20 protein-coding genes and 2 pseudogenes are annotated in these 26,373 nt (G+C 31.1%); 15 read left to right on the top strand and 7 right to left on the bottom strand.

Features of this window, described 5'->3' with window-relative positions:
- The first annotated feature begins 6 nt into the window (after positions 1–6).
- The 8 genes from P8H50_RS07170 to P8H50_RS07135 all read left to right on the top strand — a co-directional run bounded on the left by P8H50_RS07170 (position 7) and on the right by P8H50_RS07135 (position 10,088).
- Positions 7–2,817, top strand: a complete 2,811-nt coding sequence (locus P8H50_RS07170; protein WP_300207157.1) for a metalloprotease — start codon at positions 7–9, stop codon at positions 2,815–2,817.
- A 159-nt stretch (positions 2,818–2,976) separates the two neighbouring features.
- Positions 2,977–5,388, top strand: coding sequence for a thiamine pyrophosphate-dependent enzyme (locus P8H50_RS07165; protein WP_300207155.1), 2,412 nt, complete (start codon positions 2,977–2,979; stop codon positions 5,386–5,388).
- 68 nt (positions 5,389–5,456) lie between these two features.
- Positions 5,457–6,647, top strand: a complete 1,191-nt coding sequence (locus tag P8H50_RS07160) for a cytochrome c peroxidase (protein WP_300207153.1) — start codon at positions 5,457–5,459, stop codon at positions 6,645–6,647.
- Between the two features lie 81 nt (positions 6,648–6,728).
- Entirely contained in the window at positions 6,729–8,327 is a 1,599-nt protein-coding gene (locus tag P8H50_RS07155; RefSeq protein WP_300207151.1) for a class I SAM-dependent methyltransferase, read from the top strand.
- Between the two features lie 4 nt (positions 8,328–8,331).
- The gene (locus P8H50_RS07150; RefSeq protein ID WP_300207148.1) at positions 8,332–8,595 is read left to right on the top strand and encodes a DUF202 domain-containing protein; all 264 of its coding nucleotides are present in this window, start codon (positions 8,332–8,334) and stop codon (positions 8,593–8,595) included.
- An 81-nt stretch (positions 8,596–8,676) separates the two neighbouring features.
- On the top strand, positions 8,677–8,862 hold the full coding sequence (locus P8H50_RS07145) for a hypothetical protein (RefSeq protein WP_366900968.1): 186 nt from the start codon (positions 8,677–8,679) through the stop codon (positions 8,860–8,862).
- 66 nt (positions 8,863–8,928) lie between these two features.
- Positions 8,929–9,399 carry a hypothetical protein gene (locus tag P8H50_RS07140; RefSeq protein ID WP_300207146.1) on the top strand — a complete coding sequence of 157 codons (471 nt, stop codon included), beginning with the start codon at positions 8,929–8,931 and terminating at the stop codon, positions 9,397–9,399.
- A 17-nt stretch (positions 9,400–9,416) separates the two neighbouring features.
- Positions 9,417–10,088, top strand: coding sequence for a class I SAM-dependent methyltransferase (locus P8H50_RS07135; RefSeq protein WP_300207144.1), 672 nt, complete (start codon positions 9,417–9,419; stop codon positions 10,086–10,088).
- A 21-nt stretch (positions 10,089–10,109) separates the two neighbouring features.
- Here P8H50_RS07135 and P8H50_RS07130 read toward each other — a convergent pair whose 3' ends face one another.
- Positions 10,110–10,472 (bottom strand): cupin domain-containing protein, encoded by a 363-nt coding sequence (locus tag P8H50_RS07130; RefSeq protein ID WP_300207142.1) that lies wholly within the window; start codon positions 10,470–10,472, stop codon positions 10,110–10,112.
- Between the two features lie 95 nt (positions 10,473–10,567).
- Positions 10,568–11,572, bottom strand: a complete 1,005-nt coding sequence (gene holA / locus P8H50_RS07125; protein ID WP_300207139.1) for a DNA polymerase III subunit delta — start codon at positions 11,570–11,572, stop codon at positions 10,568–10,570.
- A gap of 120 nt (positions 11,573–11,692) precedes the next feature.
- Between holA and P8H50_RS07120 the strand changes: the two genes are divergently transcribed.
- From P8H50_RS07120 to P8H50_RS07110, 3 genes are all read left to right on the top strand, one after another.
- Complete coding sequence (locus P8H50_RS07120; protein ID WP_300207137.1) at positions 11,693–12,139, top strand: type I restriction enzyme HsdR N-terminal domain-containing protein; 447 nt, start codon at positions 11,693–11,695, stop codon at positions 12,137–12,139.
- 52 nt (positions 12,140–12,191) lie between these two features.
- The gene (locus P8H50_RS07115) at positions 12,192–13,184 is read left to right on the top strand and encodes a glycosyltransferase family 2 protein (RefSeq protein WP_300207134.1); all 993 of its coding nucleotides are present in this window, start codon (positions 12,192–12,194) and stop codon (positions 13,182–13,184) included.
- 93 nt (positions 13,185–13,277) lie between these two features.
- On the top strand, positions 13,278–14,156 hold the full coding sequence (locus P8H50_RS07110) for an OmpA family protein (RefSeq protein WP_300207132.1): 879 nt from the start codon (positions 13,278–13,280) through the stop codon (positions 14,154–14,156).
- A 170-nt stretch (positions 14,157–14,326) separates the two neighbouring features.
- On the opposite strand, the gene P8H50_RS07105 is transcribed toward P8H50_RS07110, so the two are convergent.
- Positions 14,327–14,947: an L-threonylcarbamoyladenylate synthase gene (locus P8H50_RS07105; protein WP_300207129.1), complete on the bottom strand. Its 621-nt coding sequence runs from the start codon at positions 14,945–14,947 to the stop codon at positions 14,327–14,329.
- Positions 14,948–14,974: 27 nt separating this feature from the next.
- Complete coding sequence (locus P8H50_RS07100; RefSeq protein ID WP_300207127.1) at positions 14,975–17,314, bottom strand: ATP-dependent helicase; 2,340 nt, start codon at positions 17,312–17,314, stop codon at positions 14,975–14,977.
- Between the two features lie 164 nt (positions 17,315–17,478).
- Between P8H50_RS07100 and P8H50_RS07095 the strand changes: the two are divergent.
- Positions 17,479–17,700, top strand: a pseudogene (locus P8H50_RS07095) (FMN-binding glutamate synthase family protein); the annotation flags it as partial.
- 368 nt (positions 17,701–18,068) lie between these two features.
- Here the strand turns inward: P8H50_RS07095 and P8H50_RS07090 are convergent.
- Positions 18,069–18,737: pseudogene (locus tag P8H50_RS07090) on the bottom strand (T9SS C-terminal target domain-containing protein); the annotation flags it as partial.
- A gap of 891 nt (positions 18,738–19,628) precedes the next feature.
- Between P8H50_RS07090 and P8H50_RS07085 the strand changes: the two are divergent.
- Entirely contained in the window at positions 19,629–20,150 is a 522-nt protein-coding gene (locus tag P8H50_RS07085; RefSeq protein ID WP_300207124.1) for a hypothetical protein, read from the top strand.
- Between the two features lie 29 nt (positions 20,151–20,179).
- Here P8H50_RS07085 and P8H50_RS07080 read toward each other — a convergent pair whose 3' ends face one another.
- On the bottom strand, positions 20,180–21,106 hold the full coding sequence (locus tag P8H50_RS07080) for a patatin-like phospholipase family protein (protein WP_300207122.1): 927 nt from the start codon (positions 21,104–21,106) through the stop codon (positions 20,180–20,182).
- A gap of 62 nt (positions 21,107–21,168) precedes the next feature.
- Positions 21,169–23,229 (bottom strand): M1 family metallopeptidase, encoded by a 2,061-nt coding sequence (locus tag P8H50_RS07075; protein ID WP_300207120.1) that lies wholly within the window; start codon positions 23,227–23,229, stop codon positions 21,169–21,171.
- A 175-nt stretch (positions 23,230–23,404) separates the two neighbouring features.
- Between P8H50_RS07075 and P8H50_RS07070 the strand changes: the two genes are divergently transcribed.
- The gene (locus tag P8H50_RS07070) at positions 23,405–24,166 is read left to right on the top strand and encodes a universal stress protein (protein ID WP_300207119.1); all 762 of its coding nucleotides are present in this window, start codon (positions 23,405–23,407) and stop codon (positions 24,164–24,166) included.
- A gap of 104 nt (positions 24,167–24,270) precedes the next feature.
- Positions 24,271–26,373, top strand: a complete 2,103-nt coding sequence (gene recG / locus P8H50_RS07065) for an ATP-dependent DNA helicase RecG (protein WP_300207117.1) — start codon at positions 24,271–24,273, stop codon at positions 26,371–26,373.

Raw genomic sequence — 26,373 nt, 5'->3', positions numbered from 1 at the left:
TTTATTTTGTGTCTATTCGTTTGTTTTTCGGCATCAAGCCAAAACAAACTTAACATTAATGCTACTTTCGATGTCGAAAACAAAAGCATTAGTATAGAACAAACAATAGAATATTTAAACACCTCTAATACTGCTATAGATTATATTTACTTAACAGATTGGAGTCATAGTTATTCAGAAAAAGACACGCCTTTAGCAGAGCGATTTGCAGATGAGTTTAAAAACACCTTTCATTTCGCTAAAGAACAAGATCGAGGATTTACTATTATTAATTCTATTAAAGAAAATGATACTGAAACAAATTACACAAGAGTAACAAACAATCCAGATATTATTAAAGTAGCTTTAAGACAAAAAATACAACCTAATGAAAGCTACACACTTAAACTTAATTATATTGTTCGTGTTCCAAACGATAAATTTACACGTTATGGTTTAACAAACGAAGGCGATTATAATTTAAGGTATTGGTATATAACTCCAGCATATTTTGATGGTGAATGGCATTACTTTAGTAATAAAAATTTAGATGATGCTTATGTTCCAAAAGCAGATATTAATTTAAAAGTAAATTATCCATACACATTCACTTTAATAAGTGAATTAGATGAAGTTTACACTGAAGATATTAATGGAAACGGAACTAAAACAACACAACTAAAAGGCAATAACCGTGTAAACTCTAAATTATTTCTAAATAAAAGAGATACCTACAAAACGGTTGAAACAGACTATTTCACTGTAGAGTCTAATATCGATGAAGAAAACTTAAAACCAGAAGAAATTGCAGTAATAACAGACAAAGTTGCTCGATTTATAACAGAAAACCTAGGCGATTATCCACATAAAAAAGTACTACTTACTAAAATAGACTACAAAAAAAATCCTATTTATGGTCTAAACTTATTACCAGACTTTGTGCGTCCGTTTTCAGATACTTTTCAATACGAATTAAAAATACTTAAAACCACATTACTTAATTATCTTGAAAACACAGTACTCATAAATCCTAGAGAAGACCAATGGATTATAGATGGTATTCAAACCTATTATTTAATGAAATACGTTGAAGAGAACTATCCAGACATGAAAATTCTTGGAAATCTTGCCAATATTTGGGGAGTTCGTGCTTTTCATGCTGCAGACTTAAAATTCAACGATCAGTATAACTTTTTATATATGCATATGGCACGTTCTAATTTAGATCAACCATTAAATATGCCTAAAGATTCGCTTCTTAAATTCAATAAAAATATTGCAAACAAATACAAAGCAGGAGTTGGTTTAAATTACTTAGATCAATACATGGAAAATAATGCAATGGATGTTATGCTAACACAGTTTCTAAAAGAAAATAAATTAAAAACTACAAATTCTGAAGCGTTTAAAAATTATATTACAGAAAAGACAGATAAGAATATAGATTGGTTTTTTGAAGATTATGTAGGAAGTAGTATGAAAATTGACTTTAAAATTAAAAAAGTTGAAAAAACTGAAGACTCCCTAACCATTACCATTAAAAACAAAAAAGACCATTTAATGCCTGTCTCTTTATTTACAATTAAAGACGATAGTGTTTTATCTAAACAATGGATAGAAGGCTTTAAAGGCTATAAAAAAATCACCATTGCTAATAATGATGCTGATAAATTAGCCCTTAATTACGATACTACCATTCCAGAAATGAATTTAAGAAACAACTGGAAATCTTTAGGTGGTTTTTTATCTAACAACAAACCATTACAGTTTAGGTTATTTAAAGACATAGAAGACCCAAATTATAGCCAGGTATTTTTTATGCCAGAGTTTGCTTATAATTTTTACGATGGTTTTTCACCTGGAATAAAATTGTACAATAAGACTATTTTAACTAAAAATTTTCTTTACCGCATTAGTCCAAAATATGCTATTAAAAGTAAGCAATTAGTTGGTAGCGCTTCAATTAGTTTTGCTGATAGAAAGGAGAATTCTAGAAATTTTTACACTAAATATGGCATTGGTGGAGAGTATTACAACTATGCTCCTAACCTATCTTACACTTCTTACACGCCTTATATTGACTTTAGATTTAGAGATCCAGATAATTTAAGAGATAATAAAAGAAGTTATTTAAACTTAAGATATGTAAACATAGATAGAGAAGTCGATATTACTGGAGAGTTTGAAACAGATGGCGAACCTAAATACAGCGTACTTAACATAAAATATGGAAAAAGCGATCCTAATTTAAAAAACTTTAGTTACTGGGACACAGACCTACAGTTGGCTAAAAATTTTGGAAAGATCTCTGCAACAGCAGAATTTAGAAAACTTACAGAAGGTAACAGGCAATACAACTTACGCTTATTTGCAGGTTCGTTTTTATACAACAAAACCTACGAAACTACAAACTTCTTCAGTTTTGCTCTAGATAGACCAACAGATTACTTATTCGATTACGATTATTTAGGTCGTTCTGAAGAAGCAGGAGTATTGAGTCAGCAATTAATTGTTTCAGAAGGTGGTTTTAAATCGCAATTAGAACCAGCTTTTGCAAACCAATGGATTACAACAGCCAATTCAAGTACAACTATTTGGCGTTACATTATGGCCTATGGCGATGTTGGTATGGTAAAAAACCATCATAGAAATCCAAAATTTGTTTACGATGCAGGTATTCGTCTAAATTTAGTAGAAGACTATTTTGAACTCTATCTTCCTGTATATTCTAATCTAGGATGGGAAATTGCACAACCTAATTATGACCAAAGCATTCGTTTTATTGTGACATTATCTCCTAAAACATTACTCTCATTATTTACAAGAAGATGGTATTAATGAGTTGAGTAATCCTCAATAGAATTTTATATAATTACATAATTCTAAATTATTCGCAATTAAATTGTCTTATTATTAAAAATTTGACATTTTTTTAAGATAATTTCGTATTGCTAAAATCACTTTTATTATCTAAATTTGTACTTCAAACAAACGACTATGAGTTTAAATTCCGACTTAAAAAAAGAGTTATCCTTTAGCGATTTTAAAGCGCAAGTTATTGAAGATTATAAAATTGCTGTTACAAGTCGAGAATGTAGCTTACTTGGACGTCGCGAGGTCTTAACAGGAAAAGCCAAGTTTGGTATTTTTGGTGACGGAAAAGAAGTACCACAATTAGCATGGGCAAAAGCCTTTGCTAATGGAGATTTTAGATCTGGTTATTACAGAGACCAAACCTTTATGATGGCTATTGGAGAACTAAACATCGAAACATTTTTTGCAGGTTTATATGCCAATACAGACATAAAATTAGAACCAATGTCAGGAGGTCGCCAAATGGGTGGACACTTCTCTACATTTAGTTTAGATGAAAATGGAAATTGGAATAATTTAACAAAACAAAAAAATTCAAGTTCAGATATTTCGCCTACTGCTGGGCAAATGCCAAGATTGTTAGGTTTAGCTCAAGCCTCTAAAATTTACAGAAATGTAAAAGGTATAGATACTACAAACTTTTCTGAAAAAGGAAACGAAATTGCTTGGGGAACCATAGGTAATGCTAGTACAAGTGAAGGTCTCTTTTTCGAAACTATAAATGCAGCTGGTGTATTACAAGTACCAATGGTAATAAGTGTTTGGGATGACGAATACGGCATTTCTGTTCACGCAAGACATCAAACAACAAAAGAAAACATCTCTGAAATTTTAAGTGGCTTCCAACGTGATGAAAATAATAATGGCTACGAAATTCTACGTGTTAAAGGTTGGGATTATGTGTCACTTATTGAAACCTACCAAGAAGCTGCAAAAATTGCTAGAACAGAGCATGTGCCTGTTTTAGTGCATGTAAACGAATTAACACAACCACAAGGCCACTCTACTTCTGGTTCTCACGAACGTTATAAAGATAAAGAACGTTTAGAATGGGAAGCAAAAACAGATTGTAATGTAAAATTACGTGAGTGGATGATAGAAACTGGAATTTCTACAGACGAAGAATTATCTACTAAAGAGAAAGAAATCAAAAAAGCGGTTCGAGAGGGAAAAAAAGCCGCTTGGAATGCTTACCTAAATCCTATTATAGCTGAACGTAAAGAAGCTTCATCTTTAATAACAGAAGTTGCTACAGCAAGTGCAAACAGAGAATTTATAGAGAAAATAAATAATGACATGTTAGCCATTGTAGAACCTGCTCGAAAAGATGTAATATCTGCAGCTAGACGTGTTTTAAGATATGTAGTTACTGAAAATTCTTCTGCTAAAACAAAATTATTACAATGGATAGACACTTACTTTAGTGTTGTGCAGCCAAAATACAGTTCGCATTTACATAATGAAACTGAAACTGCTGCAAAACATGTCGAAGAAGTAAGTCCTGTTTTCAATCCCAATAAAGAAGAGGTTGATGGTCGTGTTATTTTAAGGGATAATTTTGATGCTATTTTTAGTAAATATCCCGAAGCTTTAATTTTTGGTGAAGACGCTGGAAATATTGGAGATGTAAATCAAGGATTAGAAGGATTACAAGAAAAATATGGCGAGTTACGCGTTGCAGATGCTGGAATTCGTGAAGCTACAATTATTGGTCAAGGTATTGGTATGGCAATGCGAGGTTTAAAACCTATTGCTGAGATTCAGTATTTAGATTATATCATGTATGCACTTCAAATAATGAGCGATGATCTAGCAACTTTACATTACAGAACAAAAGGCCGTCAAAAAGCACCATTAATTGTAAGAACTCGTGGTCACAGACTAGAAGGTATTTGGCATTCTGGTTCACAAATGGGTGGCGTTTTAAACCTTATACGTGGTATTCATGTTTTGGTTCCAAGAAACATGACTAAAGCTGCTGGTTTTTATAATACTTTATTAGAAAGCGACGAACCTGCTTTGGTTGTGGAATGTTTAAATGGGTATCGTTTAAAAGAACCAAAACCAACTAACTTTGGCGCTTTTAAAACACCTATTGGTGTTGTAGAAACTGTAAAAGAAGGAAACGATATTACTATAGTGTCTTACGGTTCTACCTTAAGAATTGTACAAGACGTTGCTAAAGAATTAATACAAGTTGGTATCGATGCAGAAGTTATAGATGCACAATCATTATTACCTTTCGATTTAAACCATGATGTTGTAAAAAGTTTAGCAAAAACCAATCGTTTAATGATTATAGATGAAGATGTTCCAGGAGGAGCTTCAGCCTATTTATTAGACCAAATATTAAACAAACAAAACGGTTACCAACATCTAGATAGTGCGCCAAAAACAGTTACAGCTAAAGCACATAGACCTGCTTATGGAACAGATGGAGACTATTTCTCCAAACCATCTGCAGAAGATATTTATGAAGCTATATATGCTGTTATGCACGAAGCAAATCCTGTTGATTTTCCAAAATTGAGATAATTTTTCAATTACCAATTAAACCTTTACAAAAGAATCTTGTCTTAAGTTATAACCAATGCACATTACTTATGAAAAGGTTCTTTTTTTTAGTGTCAATTATTATAATAGTTAGCTGTTCTGACGACAACAACATTAACTCCGAAACAACACAAACCCAAGATCAAAACGCAACCTTAGATTTTTCTAATATATTAGATATTGATTTTAGCAGTCTGTTTAATTATAATGATAAATACATCCCAGTTTACATCACAAAAGATAATACTCCTGCAGGAAATCCTATTACAAACGAAGCTGCTACTTTAGGTCGTGTATTGTTTTACGATAAAAACCTATCTGTAAATAATACTATAGCTTGTGCAAGTTGCCACAAACAAGAATTAGCCTTTGGAGACAACAATAGTGTGAGTTCTGGCGTAGATGGTGTTACAGGAAGGCATTCTATGCGATTAATAAATATACGTTTTTCAAATGAGAATAGATTTTTTTGGGATGAACGTGCGAACTCTTTAGAAGCACAAACCACAATGCCAATTCCAGATCATATAGAAATGGGCTTTAGTGGCGAAAATGGCGATTTAAATTTCAACGATTTAATTACGAAACTAGAAAATACATCATATTATCCAGACTTATTTAATTTTGCTTTTGGTAGTGAAGAAATTTCAGAGTTTAGAATACAAAATGCATTATCACAATTCATTAGAAGTATCCAATCTTTCGACAGTAAATATGATGATGGAAGACTTCTTGCAAATAATGATGCACAGCCATTTACCAACTTTACTGCCCAAGAAAATCAAGGAAAACAACTGTTTTTACAACCTGCAAATTTTAACAATCAAGGTGTTAGAATTTCTGGTGGTATAGGTTGTGTAGGCTGCCATCAAGCACCAGAATTTGATATCGATCCAAACACATTAAACAATGGAATAATAGGCACTGCTAGTGGTATTGGTACAGATTTTACAAATACTAGATCTCCAAGTCTTAGAGACGTTGTAAAAATAGATGGTACTGCTAACGGGCAATTTATGCATATTGGTGTTAGTTCTAATTTAATAACGGTATTAAATCATTACGATGTTATTAACACCAATGGAAACCCAAACTTAGATCCAAGATTAAGACCAAATGGTATTGGGCAACAATTAAACATGACCCAAACAGAAAAAGATGCTGTAATCGCATTTTTAAATACGTTAGCAGGTGCTAACGTTTACACAGACGAAAAATGGAGTGATCCTTTTATAAATTAGTTAATTGCAAAAATTTACACAAAAAGCGTTTACATCTAGTAAGCGCTTTTTTTTATATCTTTAAATTCTAACTTAAATATAATGCTAACAAAAAAAGATAAAGCACAACTTAGAGGCACCATTTTTAGACATCTTGATGGTATAGCAACAGCAACCACAATGTATGCTTTACATAAAAAAGGTGTATTAACGTTTATTTTAAAAAACAAAACAATAGAACTCTCAAAATTAGTCACTCAATTTAAAGCTAATGAAGGCTATTTAAACGTCGCATTAAGAGTGTTATGTTCTCAAGGTTGGTTAGAACAAGACATCGATAACAAAAACAATAATGTAAAATACAGCACAAACAAAAACAGCGAAACTGCATTTACACTCGCCCATCTTTATAAAGACGCTGTAAATGTATTAAACTACGCTGTACGATTTCCAGAAGAACGTATTGGTAGTGATGCGTTTATAGTATTAGAAAACATCTTTAAAAAATACAATGATAATTATGGTTTGAAAAAAGCAGAAGAAAACACTGTAACTTTTCAAGTTTTAAAACATATTGAAGGTTGCATAGTTGCACCTATTACAGTACTTTTAGGTGTTAATGGCTTGTTTCATAAATACTTTATGGAAGCTTCGTTTTCTGCTGAAGAATACCATAAAGATCCAGAGAGCTTTAAAAAAATATTAGATTTCTTAAGTGATTTAGGTTGGTTTAAAAAGAAAAACGGAAACTACCAATTTACAGATCAAGGTTTGTTTTTTGCTAAACGTGCGTCGGCTTATGGTGTAACAGTGTCTTATTTACCAACCTTTTTACAATTAGACGAACTACTTTTTGGTAATCCATTAGTCTTAAAATCTGATGAAGGAGAAACCGAAAAACACGTCCATAGAGAAATGAATGTTTGGGGAAGTGGTGGTGCACATTCCACCTATTTTAAGGTTATAGATCAAGTAATTATCAAACTTTTTAATAAACCAATAGACGAGCAGCCTAAAGGCATTTTAGATATGGGTTGTGGCAATGGCGCCTTTATACAACATATATTTGAGGTAATAGAACACCAAACGCTAAGAGGGAAATTACTAGAAGAACATCCATTATTACTGGTTGGTGCAGATTTTAATAAAGCTGCTTTAAAAGTAACACGAGCTAATTTAATAAAAGCAGATATTTGGGCAAAAGTAATTTGGGGAGACATAGGCAGACCAGATTTATTAGCAAACGATTTACGCGAAGATTATAATATCGCGCTTAAAGATTTACTTAATGTACGTACATTTTTAGACCATAATCGTATTTGGGAAACACCAAAAAAAACAACAAATAGAATGAGTAAATCTTCAGGAGCATTTGCATATCAAGGCAAACGAATAAGTAATAATTTAGTTGAAGACTCTTTGTTAGAACATTTGCAAAAGTGGAAACCATATGTTGAACAATTTGGATTATTAATTATAGAATTACATACTATCAATCCAAAATTAACCGCGAAAAACATTAGTAAAACTGCTGCAACGGCTTACGATGCAACACATGGTTATAGTGACCAATATATTTTGGAAGTTAATGTATTTAATTCTATTGCAGAAGAAGCAGGTTTAAAACCAGATAGTAATCATTTTTCAAGATTTCCAGACAGTGATCTAGCTACAGTAAGTGTAAATTTGCTTAAAGGATAAATTTATGATAGAAAAAAACGACTTAACCACAAGAGATTGGCTTGCCATAGAACGAACTAAACTTGCAAATGAACGCACTTTTTTAGCCTATTTTAGAACCTTTGTCGTGTTTTTAGGATCTGGAATTACCATACTTAAACTTGAGTTTTTAACAGAGTTAAAAAGTTTAGGAATTGCTTTAGTTATAATTGCTCCAGTAATTTTATGTATTGGATTAATACGCCTATTTAAAGTAAAAAGCACAATAAAAAAACACTATAAGTTATGATATTGCACTTAATAGTTAGCAGGACTGGTTCTAGTAAAACAACTTACGTAAATCAATTAAAAAAAGAAATCTAAAGGTACTGTGGTTTCAATAGAAAAATGGAATAAGACGTTATTTTTAAAAGATAAAAACAAATCTGGTGGTTTAAATTGGTTTTTAGAACGTATTGAGAGATCAGAAACTTTAATTTTAGATTTAGTTTTACAATTAAAAGAAAACAATACTTTTGAGTTTGAAGTTTCTGGAGCCAATTTTAATTTTATGTAAACTTAGTTTGAAACACCAAGAAAAGAGGAATTAAGAAACAGTATTCAAATAACAGAATAATATTAAATGAAAGCAGTATCTGTAGTTACTATTAGAAAAGAATTAAAACACAAGTCTAACCAAGAGCTTGCAGAGCTTTGCTTACGTTTGTCACGTTTTAAAAAAGAAAATAAGGAGTTACTTACTTATTTGCTTTTTGAAGCAGATAGTGAAGCTGGATATATTGAAACCGTAAAACAAGAAATAGACGAACAATTCGAACTTATAAACACAGATAGTTTTTTCTACATAAAAAAAAGTGTGCGTAAAATACTTCGAAACACTAAAAAATATATCAGGTATTCACTAAACAAAGAAACAGAAGTAGAACTCCTACTCTACTTTTGCAAAAAACTGAAGACCATGAAACCTTCAATTTCCAGAAACACCACACTTACTAATATTTACGATAGAAACATTGAAGCCATCACAAAAAAAATATTGGCTTTACATAAAGATTTACAGTACGATTACAGTTTGGCAATAGAAGACCTGTAAACTTAGGCTTACTTTTCATGAATAAAAAAGATAAAATAATTAAAAAGAAACCATGGCCAACTCAAGCAGCAATGGCTCAAGTCTACAACAAAAATCTTTGGGGAAATAATAACAGTCTTTTTTACTCTGGAGAAGGCTCTCATCTACCAGAATTAGTAAATTCATATATTGAAATTGTAACTCGCTTTTTAAAGTCTTTTAAAACACCTCTAGTAGTTTGCGATTTAGGTTGTGGCGATTTTAATATAGGAAATCAATTAGTAAAACATACCAAAAAATATATCGCTGTAGATATTGTAGAAGAGCTTATTGAGTATAACAAAAAAACATTTATAGCAGATAATTTAGAATTTAACTGTTTGGATATAGCAAAAGATAATTTACCAGCTGGAGATTGCGCTATATTAAGACAAGTATTGCAACATCTATCTAATAATGAAATACAACAAATACTGAGCAAACTAAGCCAATATAAATACATTATTTTAACAGAACATCTACCAAAAATTGATTTTAAACCTAATAAAGATATTATCTCTGGACAAGGCATTAGACTAAAAAAACAAAGTGGTGTCAACCCATTAGCCTCGCCTTTTAATTTTAAAGTAAAAGAAGAAAAACTATTACTATCTGTAGTTTTGGATGATACTAAAGGTGTAATTGTGACAACGCTTTACAGAATGATTTAATATTTTAATACTAAACTATAATTATTTTGGTTCAATAATTAAAAACACAGCAGTACTATCACCAACGTTAAACACTTCGTGCTCGCTTAATTCGGCTTTATACCAGTTTACACCTGTTGCTACTGGCACATTACGTATTCCTTTATTGTCTGTAATCTGGAACGTACTTCCAGCTATTGTGTAACCAAAATGTGGTTTATGGTAATGTTTTTGGTGTCCTACATTAGGTGGAAAGGTACATTTTAAAACGCGTTGCTTTTTTGTATCGCTTAAAACTTCGCATACTTTTTCACCTTCCCAACCAGCTTCTAAAGGATCTGGAAGTATTTGTGTGGTTTTACATGAAACAAATACAAAGGCTAGTAATAATAAAGTGTTTTTCATTTTAAAATTTCTAAATTCAGGCTTGGTGTTTAAATAATAATTAAACTAAATACATTAGATTGTTGAAGTTGTTTTTAAAATTTAGAAATCTTAAATTAATTAAGTATTCTCACTACCAATTCTTTCAACAAATCTTTTTGCGGCACAGCATTAGCGTTAACACCTTTACTCTTTAAATCGAATTCTCGAATGGTAGCAATTATACCACTTACTTTGCGCATTGGAAAGTTACGTGCAGCATCTAAATATTCGCTAACAAAATAAGGGTTTACACGCAAAGCAGACGTAATATTTCTTGGTGATTTATCTGTCATGCCATGCAGTTGCAATAACTGTGAAAAGAAACTAAAAAGTAAAGAAACCGTTACTACCATTGGGTTGTCTTTTGGATTGTCTCCAAAATAATTCACGATTTTAAAGGCTTTAATATCATCGCGAGAGCCAATAGCTTTACGTAATTCAAAATTATTATAATCTTTACTAATACCTATATTCTCTTCAACATGAGATGGTGAAATCTCTGTGCCTTGTGGTAAAACAATTTGAAGTTTTTCTAATTCGTTATTAATTTTACTTAAATCTGTACCTAAAAATTCTACAAGCATTAAAGAAGCTTTAGGTGTTATTTTGTAGCCTTTTGTAGACAATGTTCTTCTAATCCAATCTGGAACTTGATTATCGTAAAACTTTTTACTTTCAAAAACAACTCCTGCTTTATTTATAGCTTTATAAAGTGCCTTACGCTTATCTACTGTTTTATATTTATAACAAAGCACTAAAACGGTAGATGGTTGCGGATTTTTAGCATAATCTACTAACTTCTCGATAGTACGCCATAAATCTTGTGCTTCCTTTACAATAACAACTTGCTTATCTGCCATCATAGGAAAACGTTTAGCATTACCAACTATATCCTCTATTGTTACATCTCGACCATACAACACCATTTGGTTAAAACCTTTCTCTTCTTCGGCTAAAACATTAGCTTCAATATAATCTGAAATTTTATCTATATAATAAGCTTCCTCACCCATTAGTAAATAAATAGGTGCAAGATTTTTATTATTGATGTCTGTAACTAGTTTTTTAACGTCGTCCAAAATAGTGTTTACATTGTGTTGTCATTGCGAGTTGAGGCTTTTTTTGTAATATCAAGAATTTCCCGATAAATTTTTCTCTAATAATAACTCGAAATGACGTTATAGTTATAAATTTGTATAGTGCAAGAATTAAATTTTCCTACATATACGTTCCGTTTCAAAAATAGCGAAAATAAAGTATCTATATTCGATGCTATTCGTAAAAAATTTGTGATTTTACAACCCGAAGAATGGGTGAGGCAACATTGTGTACATTATTTAATTAAAGTAAAAAACTATCCCAAATCATTAATTAACGTAGAAAAAGAACTAAAAGTTAACGATTTAAAGAAACGTTACGATATTGTTATTTTTAATACAGATGGTAGTATTCACTTAATTGTAGAATGTAAAGCGCCAAATATTAAAATAAAACAAAACACGTTCGATCAAGTGGCACGCTACAATTTGGCGTTAAATGCAACTTATTTAATGGTGACTAATGGATTAAACCATTATTATTGTGTAATGGATTTTAAAGCTGAAAAATATCGGTTTTTAGAGGATATTCCTTATTTTAATAAATAATAATTGAAAGGCAATGTTCATTAATTTAACTCATAACATTTTATAAAAAAAATTGAAAATAGCAGTAGTCATATTAAACTGGAATGGAAAAGCGTTACTTAAAGAGTTCTTACCATCTATTATTGCTAATACTCAAGATGCAACTGTTTACGTTGCAGATAATGCCTCTACAGACGATTCTATTTGTTTTTTAAAAGCAGAATTTCCTCAAATAAAAATTATACAAAACACGCTAAATGGAGGCTATGCTAAAGGTTATAATGATGCACTTAAACATTTAGATGAAGATATATTTTGTTTGGTAAATAGTGATGTAGAAGTGACCAAAAATTGGTTAAATCCTATTATTAACACCTTTAAAACTGAAGAAAACACAGCAATTATACAGCCTAAAATATTAGATTACAAAAAAAAATCTTATTTTGAGTATGCTGGAGCTGCTGGTGGTTTTATAGATAAATATGGTTATCCCTTTTGTAGAGGTCGTATTTTCGATACCATAGAGGAAGACAGAGGCCAATACAATGATAGCTCTAAAATATTGTGGGCTTCTGGTGCATGTTTTTTTATAAGAAAAGATGTTTATAAGACCTTAAAAGGTTTCGATGAAACATTTTTTGCACACATGGAAGAAATAGATTTGTGCTGGCGTGCTTTTAATTTGGGTTATCAAACAAAATATATTGCAGAATCTACTGTTTATCATGTTGGTGGTGCTACTTTAAATGCTACAAACCCAAAAAAAACATACTTAAATTTTAGAAATAGTCTTGCTACACTTACCAAAAATGCTTCTGGCAATCTATTCTTCTTGCTTTTTTCAAGACTAACTTTAGATGGTTTAGCCGCTTTTAAGTTTCTTTTAAGCTTGAAATTCTCTCATATTTTTGCTATATTAAGAGCGCACTTTAGTTTTTATACAAGACTACCTAAGTTATTGAAACTAAGAAAAACACTTACTCAAAATACAGTAAAATATTATAAAACAAAATCTGTTGTATGGTCTTATTTTGCTAGCCGTAAGAAACATTTTACAGACTTATAAAAGTTTTAGCAAAAATTTTGTTAATACTTGTTTTAACATTTTAAAAATAGCTACTTTTGGTATGTTAAAATTTAATTTTATCTATAAATAATTATGAAAAAACTATTAGTACTTAGTGCTGTAGCACTATTAACATTAAGTTCATGTGTCTCTAAAAAAGACTTTATGGCACTTGAAGAAAAACAAAAAAACACACAAGACCTTTTAAATACTGCAACTGTTAAACTAAACAAATGTTTAGCAGATGAAGCAGCAGCTTCTGCACGTATTATAGAGATAAATCAACGATTAAAAGACGCTAAAGATGCCTTAACAGATTTAAAATCTAGCAACAAAGCTCTCATCGAAAGTTCAAAAGACATGACTGTTTTAACAACGCAAGGTGCCAAAAACTTAGAGAAGTCTTTAGAAAGCATAAGAGAAAAAGAGTTAAAAATATCTAGATTACAAGACGCTTTAACCAAAAAAGACAGTGTAACAATTGCTTTAGTAACAAGCTTAAAAAAAGAAGTTGGTTTAAATGACGAAGACATTGAAATAAATGTTGAAAAAAGTGTTGTTTTCATCTCTTTATCAGATAAGTTACTGTTTCAAACTGGAAGCTATAACATTTCGCCAAGAGCAAATGAAATCTTAGGAAAAGTAGCAACCGTAATAAATGGCAAGCCTAACTTTGAAGCAATGGTAGAAGGTCATACAGACAATGTACCATATAGTAAAGGTGTTTTATTAGATAACTGGGATTTAAGTGTAAAACGTAGTACAGCTATTGTTAGAGCGCTTCAAGAACTAGGTGTTAAACCAGAACAACTAATTGCTGCTGGTCGTGGAGATCATTTACCTTTAGTAGCTAATGACTCTCCTACAAATAAAGCCATTAACAGAAGAACTAAAATATACATTCTTCCAAAAATCGATCAGTTTTATGAAATGATTGAAACTGAAATGAAAAATTTATCTAAAGAAGAGTAATTTTTTAGATTTTAATACATAGTAAAAAGCTCAACCTTTTGGTTGAGCTTTTTTATTAAAACTAATTAGCAAAAGTCCAATTAAAAGTGCTTTTGTAGAATGTTTTTTATTTAAATCGTAAGCTTTAACCCAACATAGTTTGTACTATTGTTTACAGGTTTTTTCATTTTTTAAAAAATATCTAAACTTCCTTTACCTTCTCTTATTACTTCGGGCTCGTCTTTAGATAAATCTACTATGGTTGAACCTTCGTTACCTCCATAACCACCATCTATAACTAAATCGACCAAATTATCCCACTTTTCAAGTATTAATTCTGGATCTGTAGTGTAATCTAAAATTTCGTCTTCGTCACGAATAGATGTAGACACTAAAGGATTACCTAAAGCTTTTACAATCTCTAATGTAATATTGTTATTTGGAATTCTTATTCCTACTTCTTTTTTCTTTTTAAAAACAGATGGTAAAGACTTCGATCCAGGTAAAATAAAAGTATAAGGTCCTGGTAATGCACGTTTAAGAATTTTAAAGGTGCTTGAATCTATCTGCTTTACATAATCGCTTAAATTACTCAAATCATAACATATAAAAGACAATTTAGCTTTTTCTAGTTTAACACCTTTTATTCTTGCTATTCTCTCTAAGGCTTTAGAGTTATTGATATCGCAACCCAAACCATAAACAGTATCTGTTGGATAAATTACCAAGCCTCCTTGTTTTAAAACGTCGATTACTTTTTTAATCGCTTTAGGATTTGGATTCTCTTCATATATTTTAATTAAGTCTGCCATGGCTAGATATTTTTATCTAAAGTTATTTTAACCTATAACTTCTAATTTAGCAAACCTTAGTAGCAGCTTTTTTAAGCCACCAAATTCAAAATCAATTTCGGCTTTTTTATCTGCACCTTTTCCTTCAATTTTTAACACTTCTCCTCTACCAAATTTTAAGTGTTTTACTCTATTTCCAACGGTAAGTTCTCCATCAAACAAATTAGCATCTGCTGGTATTTCTACTTCTGACGCTTTTTTCATTTTTTTTGGAGCACTTATTTCAAAGTTTACAGGTTCTTTCTTTTTTGCCACTTTCTTAATAAATTTAGGTTGTACTGCTTTTTTAAATCTTATTGTATTAGGTTCTACATCACCAAAAATATCTGCTGATAACATTGGGTTAATGCGACGTTCTTCTATTGGAGTAATGATATCTAAAAACTCGTCTTCTATTTCTTCTATAAAACGACTTGGCTCAGAATCTACTAATTTTCCCCAACGGTATCGAGATAAAGCATAGGTTAAATGTGCTTTTTTCTCTGCTCTTGTCAAAGCTACATAAAATAATCGTCTTTCTTCTTCTAGTTCACTTCTTGTATTCATGCTCATGGCACTTGGAAATAAGTCTTCTTCTAGACCAACAATAAATACATGATTAAATTCTAAGCCTTTAGACGAATGAATTGTCATTAATGCCACATGATTTGGATCGCCTTTATCTCCATCTAAATCTGTAGCTAATGCGACATCTTCTAAAAATTCTGCCAAGTCATCTTTAGAATCTGCTATTTCTAATTGGCCTTCAACAAAGTCTTTGATACCGTTTAAGAGTTCTTCTACATTTTCCAGTCGCATAACACCTTCTGGTGTTCCATCTTTATTAAACTCTCTAATTAAACCACTCGTTTTAGTAACATGCTCTGCTAGGTCAAAAGCATTTGCTGTTTGATTTAATACTTGATAACTCTCAATTAAAGTAACAAAGTCTTTTAGTTTGTTTTTGGTACCATTATTAATATTAATAGTGATAGTATCAATCTCCTTTAATAAACCAAAAATGGTTTTGCCAGTTTCATTTGCTGCTACTACTAATCGATCTATTGTTGTTTGCCCAATACCACGACCTGGAAAATTAATAACTCGTTTTAAAGCTTCTTCATCTGCCGAATTTAATATTAAACGCAAATACGCAGTAACGTCTTTTATTTCTTTACGCTGGTAAAATGAAGTACCTCCATAAATACGATAAGGTATATTTCGCTTGCGTAAAGCATCTTCCATAGCACGTGATTGCGAATTGGTACGGTATAAAATGGCAAAATCACTGTTTAGCAATTGGTTGTTCATTTTTTCTTCCCAAATAGTACTTGCAACGTAACGTCCTTCATCTCCATCAGTTAAAGAGCGATGCACTTTTACTTTTTCACCTTCGTCGTTAGCAGTCCAAACTATTTTATCTAATTTGGTTTTATTATGTTCGATTACTGAATTTGCTGCACCTACTATGTTTTTTGTAGAACGGTAATTTTGTTCTAAACGGTACATTTTAACATTGTCGTAATCTTTCTGGAAATTTAAGATGTTGTTTATGTTTGCTCCACGAAAAGCATAAATACTTTGCGCATCGTCTCCAACAACGCATATATTTTGAAAACGGTCTGCCAAGGCTCTTACAATAAGATATTGAGAGTGGTTTGTATCTTGATACTCATCTACTAAAATGTAACGAAACTTATCTTGATATTTTGCTAAAACAGCTGGAAAACGAGTTAATAATTCGTTGGTTCTTAATAATAAATCATCAAAATCCATGGCTCCAGCTTTAAAACAACGGTTTACATATTCTGCATAAATGTCTCCCATTTTTGGTCTACGAGCCATGGCATCAGCTTCTAGAAGCTCTGGATTTTTAAAGTATGCTTTTACAGTAATTAAACTATTTTTATATGAGGAAATCCTACTGTAAACCTGCTTGGTTTTATAAATATCCTTATCTAAGCCCATTTCTTTAATAATGGAGCCTAAAAGTTTTTGAGAATCTTGGGTATCGTAAATTGTAAAGTTACTTGGAAACCCTAAATGGTGTCCTTCAAAACGTAAAATCTTAGCAAAAACAGAGTGAAATGTTCCCATCCATAAGTTTTTAGCTTCTCCATCACCAACTATATCAGCTATTCTGCCTTTCATTTCTTTGGCAGCTTTATTTGTAAAAGTTAAAGCAAGAATATTAAAAGCATCTATGCCTTGGCTCATTAAGTAAGCTATTCTGTAGGTTAAAACACGTGTTTTACCAGATCCTGCACCTGCAATAATAATCATAGGTCCATTTTTTTGGACTGTTGGTTCATATTGCGCTTCATTTAACTGACTTAAATATTTTTCCAAATCTCTTTACGTTTTTAAGCTTCAAAAATAACTATTGCTAAGGTTTAAACCCATTGGTTTTATTAATAATTATAAACAATTAATATAAAAAAAGACGTTTGTTTTTTACTATATGCTATCTAAAAATAAAGAATATCCTTATTTTTGAGAAATTTTATTGAAATATGAATACCATTCTTAACTTTCTATCTTCAATCTCTTGGTGGCTTTGGATTATTATTGTTTTAGTAATTATAGCTATTCGTGATGTCTTTCAAAAAAAACATACAATAAGTCACAACTTTCCTATTGTTGGACATATACGATATTGGCTAGAAAGTATTGGTCCAGAAATGAGACAATATTTTGTGGCTAATAACAGAGAAGAATTACCTTTTAACCGTATACTTGTTGGATCTCCAACAGTAACTACATTTGCATTAGCATCGTGTGTTTCTAAATAGTTTTCAAAATTATCGTCTGGCACATAAGTTGAAGGTGAAACAATAGTAGTTGTATAAGTATTTGTAACTACTGCTGGATTAAAATCGAAATAAATACTTGCTGTAGCATCAAACGCATCACCTACAACTGTTGTATTTTTAGGTTTAATTTTATAAAAAATCCACCCATGACTATTAGACTCGTCTGATGTACTATCTGCCAAATTGATAGTATTAAAACTGTATGTTAATTCATTCCCGTTGGTTATAGACGTTGTGTAAGCGTGTGAAGCAGAAATTGGCTGAAACGTAGTCCAATCTAAATCTGCATCTAAATCTGTTTTAACCGAAATATTTACAGCAGAAGCAGTTCCTGTATTTTGAAAACGGATTCTGTAGGTTAAATAGTCTCCTATTTGTGATGGTGAAATCTCATCGCCTTTCAAACATAACACATCATTAGGGTCATAAGCATTTACAACGGTTTGATTTAAGTTAATGCTATTATTAACTGGATTAGCATCTGAAACTGATGTAATAATTCCTGTAAAACTTAAAAGGTCTCCACCATTAACCGTTGGTGGAGATAATACATTAAAAGATAGTGTTATATTTCTAATTTCTAGAGCAGTTAAATTACTATAATTCCAAGTTATAGAATTACTTGATGTACTTGTTGGTGTAATTGAAGCAGATGCAGCAACATACGCTATTTTAGAACTATCAAAATTTAAAACTATAGTTTCATTTCCTGTTGTGGTATCGCCATTATTTTTATAAATTAAATTATAATTAGCAACAAATCCTGGTCTTGCCAGGTTTTGGGCAACTAATTGTGTTTCAACATCTATTCCGCTAATATTACTTGTTAAACAAAAATCATTATTTAAATAAGAGCTAGAAAAAGAGTTAATTGTTAAACTTATACTATTTGGCGTAGCTACAATATTTCCGCTAGAAACTGGCTCTATTAAAAAATTCCCTGTAGTTTCGGGTAACATAAACGTGTAATTTCCATTTATGGTTGATGTGTAAGCTGTTGAGTTATCACCTAGATTTGTAATTTTCATTGGAAAATTATTCAACATATTACTATTTGAACAACCAGCATTGTTTACACTACCGCTTACAGTTATAGGATTATAAGCTCCTAATGCTGCTCCATCTAGAAAAAACTGTGATTTAGGTATGGTTATTCTTAATTGGTAATTCCCTGAGCTTAAATTGGAAAAAACTAATTTACTATTTTTAGCATTTGGCCAATCTGTACAAGTTCCAGCAACTGTTGTTGTTGATGTAGGACTAATAACTGCATTAGAGGAATCTATAAATTCAAAAATAGGTGCTGTTCCAGAATAAATTAATCCATACTCTAATTCTAATTCGTAATTTCCAGATAAACCAACACTAAAAACAGATGATGTAATTGTTGTACTTAAATTACTAGGATTGTTTGGTAAGTTATCGACAAAAAGAGATTGACAACCACCATTAAACCAAGATTTTGTTGCATTACTTGAGGCTACAGACCAAAAACCAATATCAACAGCATTATTAAAACTACCATTTGGTAAAGGTGTATTTTGGCTAAATGATAAATTAAAAGCTAATAGACAGAAGAGAAATTTTAAAAGTAGTTTTGTTTTCATAAGTACAAGGTTTAATAGTTTTAGAAAAATCGTCGGTTAAAATGTATTACTAAAACTGACGATTATTAATTAATACAGGTAATAGCAATAATTCAAATATACTTTAGTTGTTATAAGAAAAATACTACCATTTTACCTCCTAGCGTTTTCATTCTATAAAAAACAGTGTTCATTCCATTAACGGTTTTTCTTGTACACTAATTAAAAACATATTAAGTTTGCTAAAACCTAAAGACGATATATATGGAAGACCAATTACTTAACTTACTCATGTTTGTAATCCCTTCTTTAATTGTTGGTGCCATAGCTTTTTTATTTTTTAGAGAGCATGTTCAAAATGAAGATAATAGACGTCGATTTTTAATGTTAAAGCAATTACAAAAAGAAGCTTTACCACAACGTTTACAAGCTTACGAACGCTTTTCGTTATTTTTGGAGCGCATTTCGCCAAACAAACTTTTAACAAGAGTAGCGCCAATATCTTCTAATAAAGACGATTACGAAAGCCTACTTACTAATAGTATAGAACAAGAATTCGAACATAATTTATCGCAACAAATTTATGTGACTACTGATTGCTGGACGCTTATTAATGCTTCAAAAAATGCAACGATTCAACTTATTAGAAAAGCTTCTACGAGTGATACTGTAGATTCTGCAGATAAACTAAGAGAAGTTATTTTAAAAGATATGATAGATAAAGTTCCACCAAGTCATGCAGGATTATCCTTTATTAAAGAAGAAGTTAGCAATCTTTGGCAGTAAAGTAAAGATTTGAAGTTTAAAGTCTATCGTTAGATTTCTGGCCTAATTGGTACAGTAGAACTTAGAGGATTATCGTCTTCATGCTTTTCTTGAGCATATAAAAAACCTTCCATCCACCATTTCTCCATTAAAACCTTATTGAAAATAAGAGAGTTTTCGGTTAATTTTGTTGGTGTATAATATAAGTTTAGTGTAACATTTTTATGTAACGCAGCTAATTTACCAATTGTAATGTCTCCTTTTTCAACCTGATCTAGCAAGTGCCCAAAAAGGTTTATCATTAAAGAAAACGGGTTTTTACCAAGTACTTTATTGTATTCAAGATTTTCGCTTTCTAAAATAATAGCATCAACTTCTGTTGCGCCTCTATTTATAGCTTCTCTAATAGGCACAACACAGCCTAAACCTCCATCTGCATATTCAAAACCATTTCTTTTTACCAAAGACATAAAAGGAATGTAATTACACGAAATCCAAATCCAATCGCAAAATTCTTCATAACTAAAATCGTTAATAGATTTATATTCGGTTCTATTTTTAGACAAATTTGCAACGGTTACAACTACATCTTCTTTAGTTTCACGAATACGATTAAATTCTTCTTGAGTAAAGTTTTTTTTAATAGATTTTCTTAATGATTTACTTTCACCAAACGTACGTTTTCTCTTTATAAACTGAAGTATAGTACTTAAGTAGTTTATATAAACATATTCTCTACCATTTTTCTTTTTTACAACAAATGGATTAATACTAAATATAGAATTTTGATTTACATTAGTAAACACATCATACAACTTACCAATATCGTTAGATGCTAAATGTGGTACTAATAAGATACCTGTTGAGGTGCCTAAAAACATATCGTACGCTCTTCCTTTTTGTTCAATAAGGTATTGAGCAACGCCTCCAGCAAATGCGCCTTTACTTCCTCCTCCAGATATTACTAATGCTTTCAAAAGTATCGTTTTATGTTTTCTAGTTTAAGCTAAATTAATTTTAGCAAAGATGAAAATCTAATTTATTTGTTTTTTAATTGTTCCTGCAAATCACTAATTATAGACTTATATTTTTGGTCTTCACTCAAAGATTGTAATAAATCGCTTGCAAAACTCTTAAATCTCCAATTATGATGATTTGTGGCATCAATAAGATTAGCTAAAGTTTCGAAATCAAAAATTTGAATGTTGTTAATATAAGAAAAAGCATTTTGACGTGTTTTAAAACCATATTGAGACGATGTGTAGTCTTTTAATTCTCTTAAGTAAACATCGTTAAATGCTGGATTATATTCTGGTGTTATTAAGGCTAAAGTTAACCATAAACACCTTACATTTTTATCGTTAAAACCAATAATTTCTTTGGTAGTTTCAAGATATTTAGCTCTGTCTTTTGGGAATTTAGACCATAAATTCATTAATGCATATTCTACAGTTAAATAAGAAGCATCTTTTAATAAGGACTCGTTTTGTGCTTTAAAACCTTCAGGTATGCGTTGTGCTAGTAACTGTCGTGTTTTAATTTCATTAGAATTAAAGGCTTCATCTATTAAATCTTTATATGTTGGGTAATCTGGCTTCTTTAAAGCCTCACGTAAAACGGCAAGTCTTTCAGTATAAAAGCCTTTTGGCAACTCTGTAACCAAACTTGAAGGCACATAACCATTATTGTCTGTTCTATAGCTTAAATAGGCAGAGTGCTCTATGGTTTCTAAAAAAGCAATACTTTCATTTTGCTTTAATGTTGCTCTCATTTTAGCTAATGGCAGCGTTTTACTTAGTAACCATTCGTTCTCAAAACTATTTAAATTCTGTCCATAAAGTTTTTCGACTTCAGTAATAAAATCTTGAGTCTCTACATTTTTATAAGCATAAGCGTTTAAATAATTTTTAACGGCTTGTTTAAACACTTGCTCGCCAACTATTTCCTTTAACATGTGTAAAGCCCATGCTCCTTTTTTATAAAACGTTGTACTACTCGCCTTTGCGTCTAATAAAGCTGTTGCTTGATCTTCTTGCTCTTGAACTATAAGCTCTTTTGCATATTCGTACAATCTATTATAATAATAATCGTCTCCAAAAACTTCGTGTTCTGCTAGCAAAGCATAATAGGTCGCAAAACCTTCTTGCAGCCAATGGTGCTTACCTTCTGTAGCTGTAACAAAATCTCCAAACCACTGGTGTGCTAATTCATGAGCGTTAACATTTACGTAGTTCTTATCTACAAATGAAGTCTCGTCTATCATAAAATCATCACTAAAAATTGTGAGACTTGTATTCTCCATTCCAGAATACAAAAAATCTTTTACTGGCACTTGTTTATAGTTTTGCCAAGGATAAGGCACACCTATTTCTTCTTCTAGAAAATCGAACATCTTTTTGGTATAGCGATACGTTGGTTCTACTCTAGCAGAGTCTTCTGGATAATAGTACAATTCTATTGGTATGCCACTTTTAGAAGTAAGTTCTTGTTTATTGTATTTGCCTATAGTTAATGCAACTAAGTAACTTGACATTGGCTTTTGCATATCGTAATGCCAGGTATTGTAACCTTCTGATTTTTCTATATTTAATAGCTGTCCATTAGAAATTACTTGATAATCTGAATCAGCTTTAATGCTTAAATCAAATTCCATCTTATCATTAGTATCATCTAGACTTGGCAACCAGTTGCTAGTATATTTACCTTGACCTTGTGTCCAGGCCTGAATTCCTTCATCTTTATTAATAAAATACAGCGCTTTTTTGGGTTTAACATGATACTTAACTACCATGACATTATCTTTAGATTGAACAAAATTTCTCTTTACTATTCCATTTAATACTATCGCTTCACTATTTAGATTAAAATTATTTAAACCATTTATTTCAATACTGTCATAGATTATGTTTGGACTATCTAAAAATATAGAATCTGTTGCCTTTAAAATGTCAAAACTATATTCAACAGAACCGGTAACCTCTGCTTTGATTAAATCAATATACAATGATGCTTTTACAGTTTTAAAATCAACATATTCAGTCTGTTGTGCCTGAATAGTAAAACAAATAAACAAGAGGAAAATAAATAAAATGTGTTTCATAAAAATTGTAAAACAAGTATTAGACCAAAATACAATTTTTAAACAATTTACAATTAACTATACCTTAGTAATTAAAATCTGATTACACTAAATATCTGCATTTCAACGAAATATTAGCAACTATGCTAATAATTCTATTAAAAAAACTACTTTTGCAAAAAATTTAGAGTATAATATGAAAACATTCTTAGTACCAATTAGCTCTTTAAAGGAGAAAAAAGCGACACTAATTTACGCCATAGACTTTGCTAAAGCCGTTGGAGCAGATATGATTTATGGTATTCAATTAACAGAAATTGATGAGAAAGACCATTTAGAAGAAATTATAGCACATGCTAAAAATCAAGGTATTGATATAAACTTCCGTTATTTTGAAGGTGAAACTTTAGAATACATAAAAGAGTTTTGTACAGATTTTAATGTAGATTTAATTGTTGCCTCTGCAAGAACACCTAAAACAAACGAAAAATTATTTTTAGATGATTTATCTGGAAGCATCGTTAGAAAAACAGACATGCCTGTTTTATTAGTTCCTGAGGATTATAAATTTAAAACCATAAATACCGTATTAACTGCTATAAAATCTGGTATTGTTAAAGAAGAAGGTGCTACAAAGCCTATAGAAACAATACTTTTACAACTTAAAGCTCAAATGACGCTTTTACAAGTTAAAACTCCAGATTACCTCCCAGAAGATTTAATGTTCGATAAAGATTTAGCTATTTTAACTTCTAAATATTATTCATCTGAAAACGCAACATTGTTTCAAGGTCTTCTAGAGTATATTCATGTTGTAGAACCAGACCTTATTTGTGTTTTTAGACGTAAACGTGGATTCTTCGAGAAATTATGGAGCGAAACATTAAACGATAATAGTGTTAGAAAATCTGATTTTGAAAGCAGAAAACCTTTATTAGTCCTTAAGGGAGAGCAATAAACATATTAGAATTCATAATATTAAAAAAGACTACCAGAAATGGTGGTCTTTTTTGTTATAAACCACTTTAACTTTAAAGAGAAATACATTAAATTCGTTGTATTATGGCTACCAATTTACAAACTCCTATTGATTATTTAAAAGGTGTTGGACCAAATCGTGCCGATTTGCTCCGAAAAGAACTTGGTATTCATACCTATCAAGACCTCATTAACTTATTTCCTAATCGCTATCTGGACCGTACAAAGTATTATAAAGTAAACACATTATATCCTAACACTGCCGAAGTTCAAATAATTGGAAAAATAACTGGTTTTAAAGAAATCGCTCAAAAAAAAGGAAAGCGTTTAGTTGCTACTTTTCAAGACGATACTAGTGTTATGGAATTAGTTTGGTTTAGAGGACAAAAATGGATTAGAGAAAGCTTAAAAATAAATGTACCTTATGTTGTTTTTGGTAAAGTAAACAATTTTGGAGGGAAGTATAATATGGCACATCCAGACATAGAATTACTTACCGAACACGAGCAAAATTTACGCTCAACTTTACAACCTATTTATCCTTCAACAGAGAAGTTATCCAACAGAGGAATTACCAATCGTTTGATGATAAAAATCATGCAAAATTTATTCCTTGAAACTAACGGAAAATTTGTTGAAACGCTATCAAAAAACCTACTTGAAAATCTTAAATTAATCTCTAAATCTGAAGCGCTTTTAAACATTCATTTTCCTAAAGATTCTGAAGCACTTTCTAAGGCAGAATTTAGACTAAAATTTGAAGAGTTATTTTATATACAATTACAATTAATTTTAAAAAATTTAATCCATAAATCGAAAATAAAAGGCTTTCCTTTTCAAACCGTTGGAGCGCACTTTAATTCATTTTTTAATAATCATTTACCATTCGAATTAACTGGTGCACAAAAAAGAGTGCTAAAAGAAATTAGAGCAGATTTGGGCAGTAACGCACAAATGAATCGCTTATTACAAGGCGATGTTGGCTCTGGAAAAACAATAGTAGCTCTAATGTCAATGCTAATAGCGCTTGACAACGGTTTTCAAGCCTGCTTAATGGCACCTACTGAAATTTTGTCAGTACAACACTATAACGGATTAAATGAATTATGTAAAAATCTAGAAATCAGCATAAAAATAATCACAGGTTCAAGTAAAACTTCAGAAAGACGAGAAATTCACGAAATGCTCGAAAATGGCAAGTTAGACATCTTAATTGGTACACATGCATTACTTGAAGATAAGGTAAAATTTAAAAATTTAGGCTTAGCAATTATAGACGAGCAACACAGATTTGGAGTAAAGCAACGTTCTAAATTATGGAAAAAAAACACCTTTCCTCCTCACGTTTTGGTTATGACTGCAACACCAATTCCACGAACTTTAGCCATGTCTGTTTATGGTGATTTAGACATCTCAATTATAGACGAATTACCACCAGGAAGAAAGGCCATAAAAACAGTACACAGATACGACTCAAATAGACTAAAAGTTTTTAGATTTATAAGAGAAGAAATCAAGAAAAAAAGACAGGTGTATATTGTGTATCCATTAATACAAGAAAGTGCACAAATGGACTATAAAGATTTAATGGATGGCTACGAAAGTATCGCTCGAGATTTTCCTGCTCCAGAGTATCAAATTTCTATTGTACATGGCAAAATGAAACCACCAGATAAGGAGTTCGAAATGCAACGTTTTATTAAAGGCCAAACGCAAATAATGGTGGCAACAACTGTAATAGAAGTTGGCGTAAATGTACCCAATGCTTCAGTCATGATTATTGAAAGCGCAGAACGTTTTGGCTTATCGCAATTACACCAATTACGAGGACGTGTTGGTAGAGGTGCAGAACAAAGCTATTGTATTTTAATGACGAGCCACAAACAGTCTGAAAACAGTAAAAAACGCATAGAAACTATGGTTCGAACCAATGATGGTTTTGAGATTGCAGAAGTCGATTTAAGATTGCGTGGTCCTGGAGATATTATGGGAACACAACAGAGTGGTATTTTAAATCTTAGAATAGCAGATATTGTAAAAGATAACGACATATTAAAACATGCTCGCTATTACGCTAAAACCATTTTAGAAAAAGATCCATCTCTTATTCATGAAGAAAACGCAGAGATTCTAGAAACCTATAGACAAATGAGCAGATACAAGAATATTTGGAACTATATTTCGTAG

It is taken from the genome of Lacinutrix sp., assembly GCF_029238095.1.
Taxonomy (GTDB): domain Bacteria; phylum Bacteroidota; class Bacteroidia; order Flavobacteriales; family Flavobacteriaceae; genus Lacinutrix.
The sequence above is the reverse complement of the archived record's forward strand: the minus strand, read 5'-3'. Positions and strand labels throughout refer to the sequence as shown.

Bases quoted from the DNA above. Each gene is read 5' to 3' on its own strand.
- P8H50_RS07105 (WP_300207129.1), bottom strand. From the start codon at position 14,947: ATGGCAGACTTAATTAAAATATATGAAGAGAATCCAAATCCTAAAGCG.
- P8H50_RS07085 (WP_300207124.1), top strand. From the start codon at position 19,629: ATGGAAGACCAATTACTTAACTTACTCATGTTTGTAATCCCTTCTTTA.
- P8H50_RS07140 (WP_300207146.1), top strand. From the start codon at position 8,929: ATGAAAGCAGTATCTGTAGTTACTATTAGAAAAGAATTAAAACACAAG.
- recG (WP_300207117.1), top strand. From the start codon at position 24,271: ATGGCTACCAATTTACAAACTCCTATTGATTATTTAAAAGGTGTTGGA.
- P8H50_RS07165 (WP_300207155.1), top strand. From the start codon at position 2,977: ATGAGTTTAAATTCCGACTTAAAAAAAGAGTTATCCTTTAGCGATTTT.
- P8H50_RS07130 (WP_300207142.1), bottom strand. From the start codon at position 10,472: ATGAAAAACACTTTATTATTACTAGCCTTTGTATTTGTTTCATGTAAA.
- P8H50_RS07135 (WP_300207144.1), top strand. From the start codon at position 9,417: ATGAATAAAAAAGATAAAATAATTAAAAAGAAACCATGGCCAACTCAA.
- P8H50_RS07150 (WP_300207148.1), top strand. From the start codon at position 8,332: ATGATAGAAAAAAACGACTTAACCACAAGAGATTGGCTTGCCATAGAA.
- P8H50_RS07160 (WP_300207153.1), top strand. From the start codon at position 5,457: ATGAAAAGGTTCTTTTTTTTAGTGTCAATTATTATAATAGTTAGCTGT.
- P8H50_RS07070 (WP_300207119.1), top strand. From the start codon at position 23,405: ATGAAAACATTCTTAGTACCAATTAGCTCTTTAAAGGAGAAAAAAGCG.
- P8H50_RS07155 (WP_300207151.1), top strand. From the start codon at position 6,729: ATGCTAACAAAAAAAGATAAAGCACAACTTAGAGGCACCATTTTTAGA.
- P8H50_RS07110 (WP_300207132.1), top strand. From the start codon at position 13,278: ATGAAAAAACTATTAGTACTTAGTGCTGTAGCACTATTAACATTAAGT.
- P8H50_RS07075 (WP_300207120.1), bottom strand. From the start codon at position 23,229: ATGAAACACATTTTATTTATTTTCCTCTTGTTTATTTGTTTTACTATT.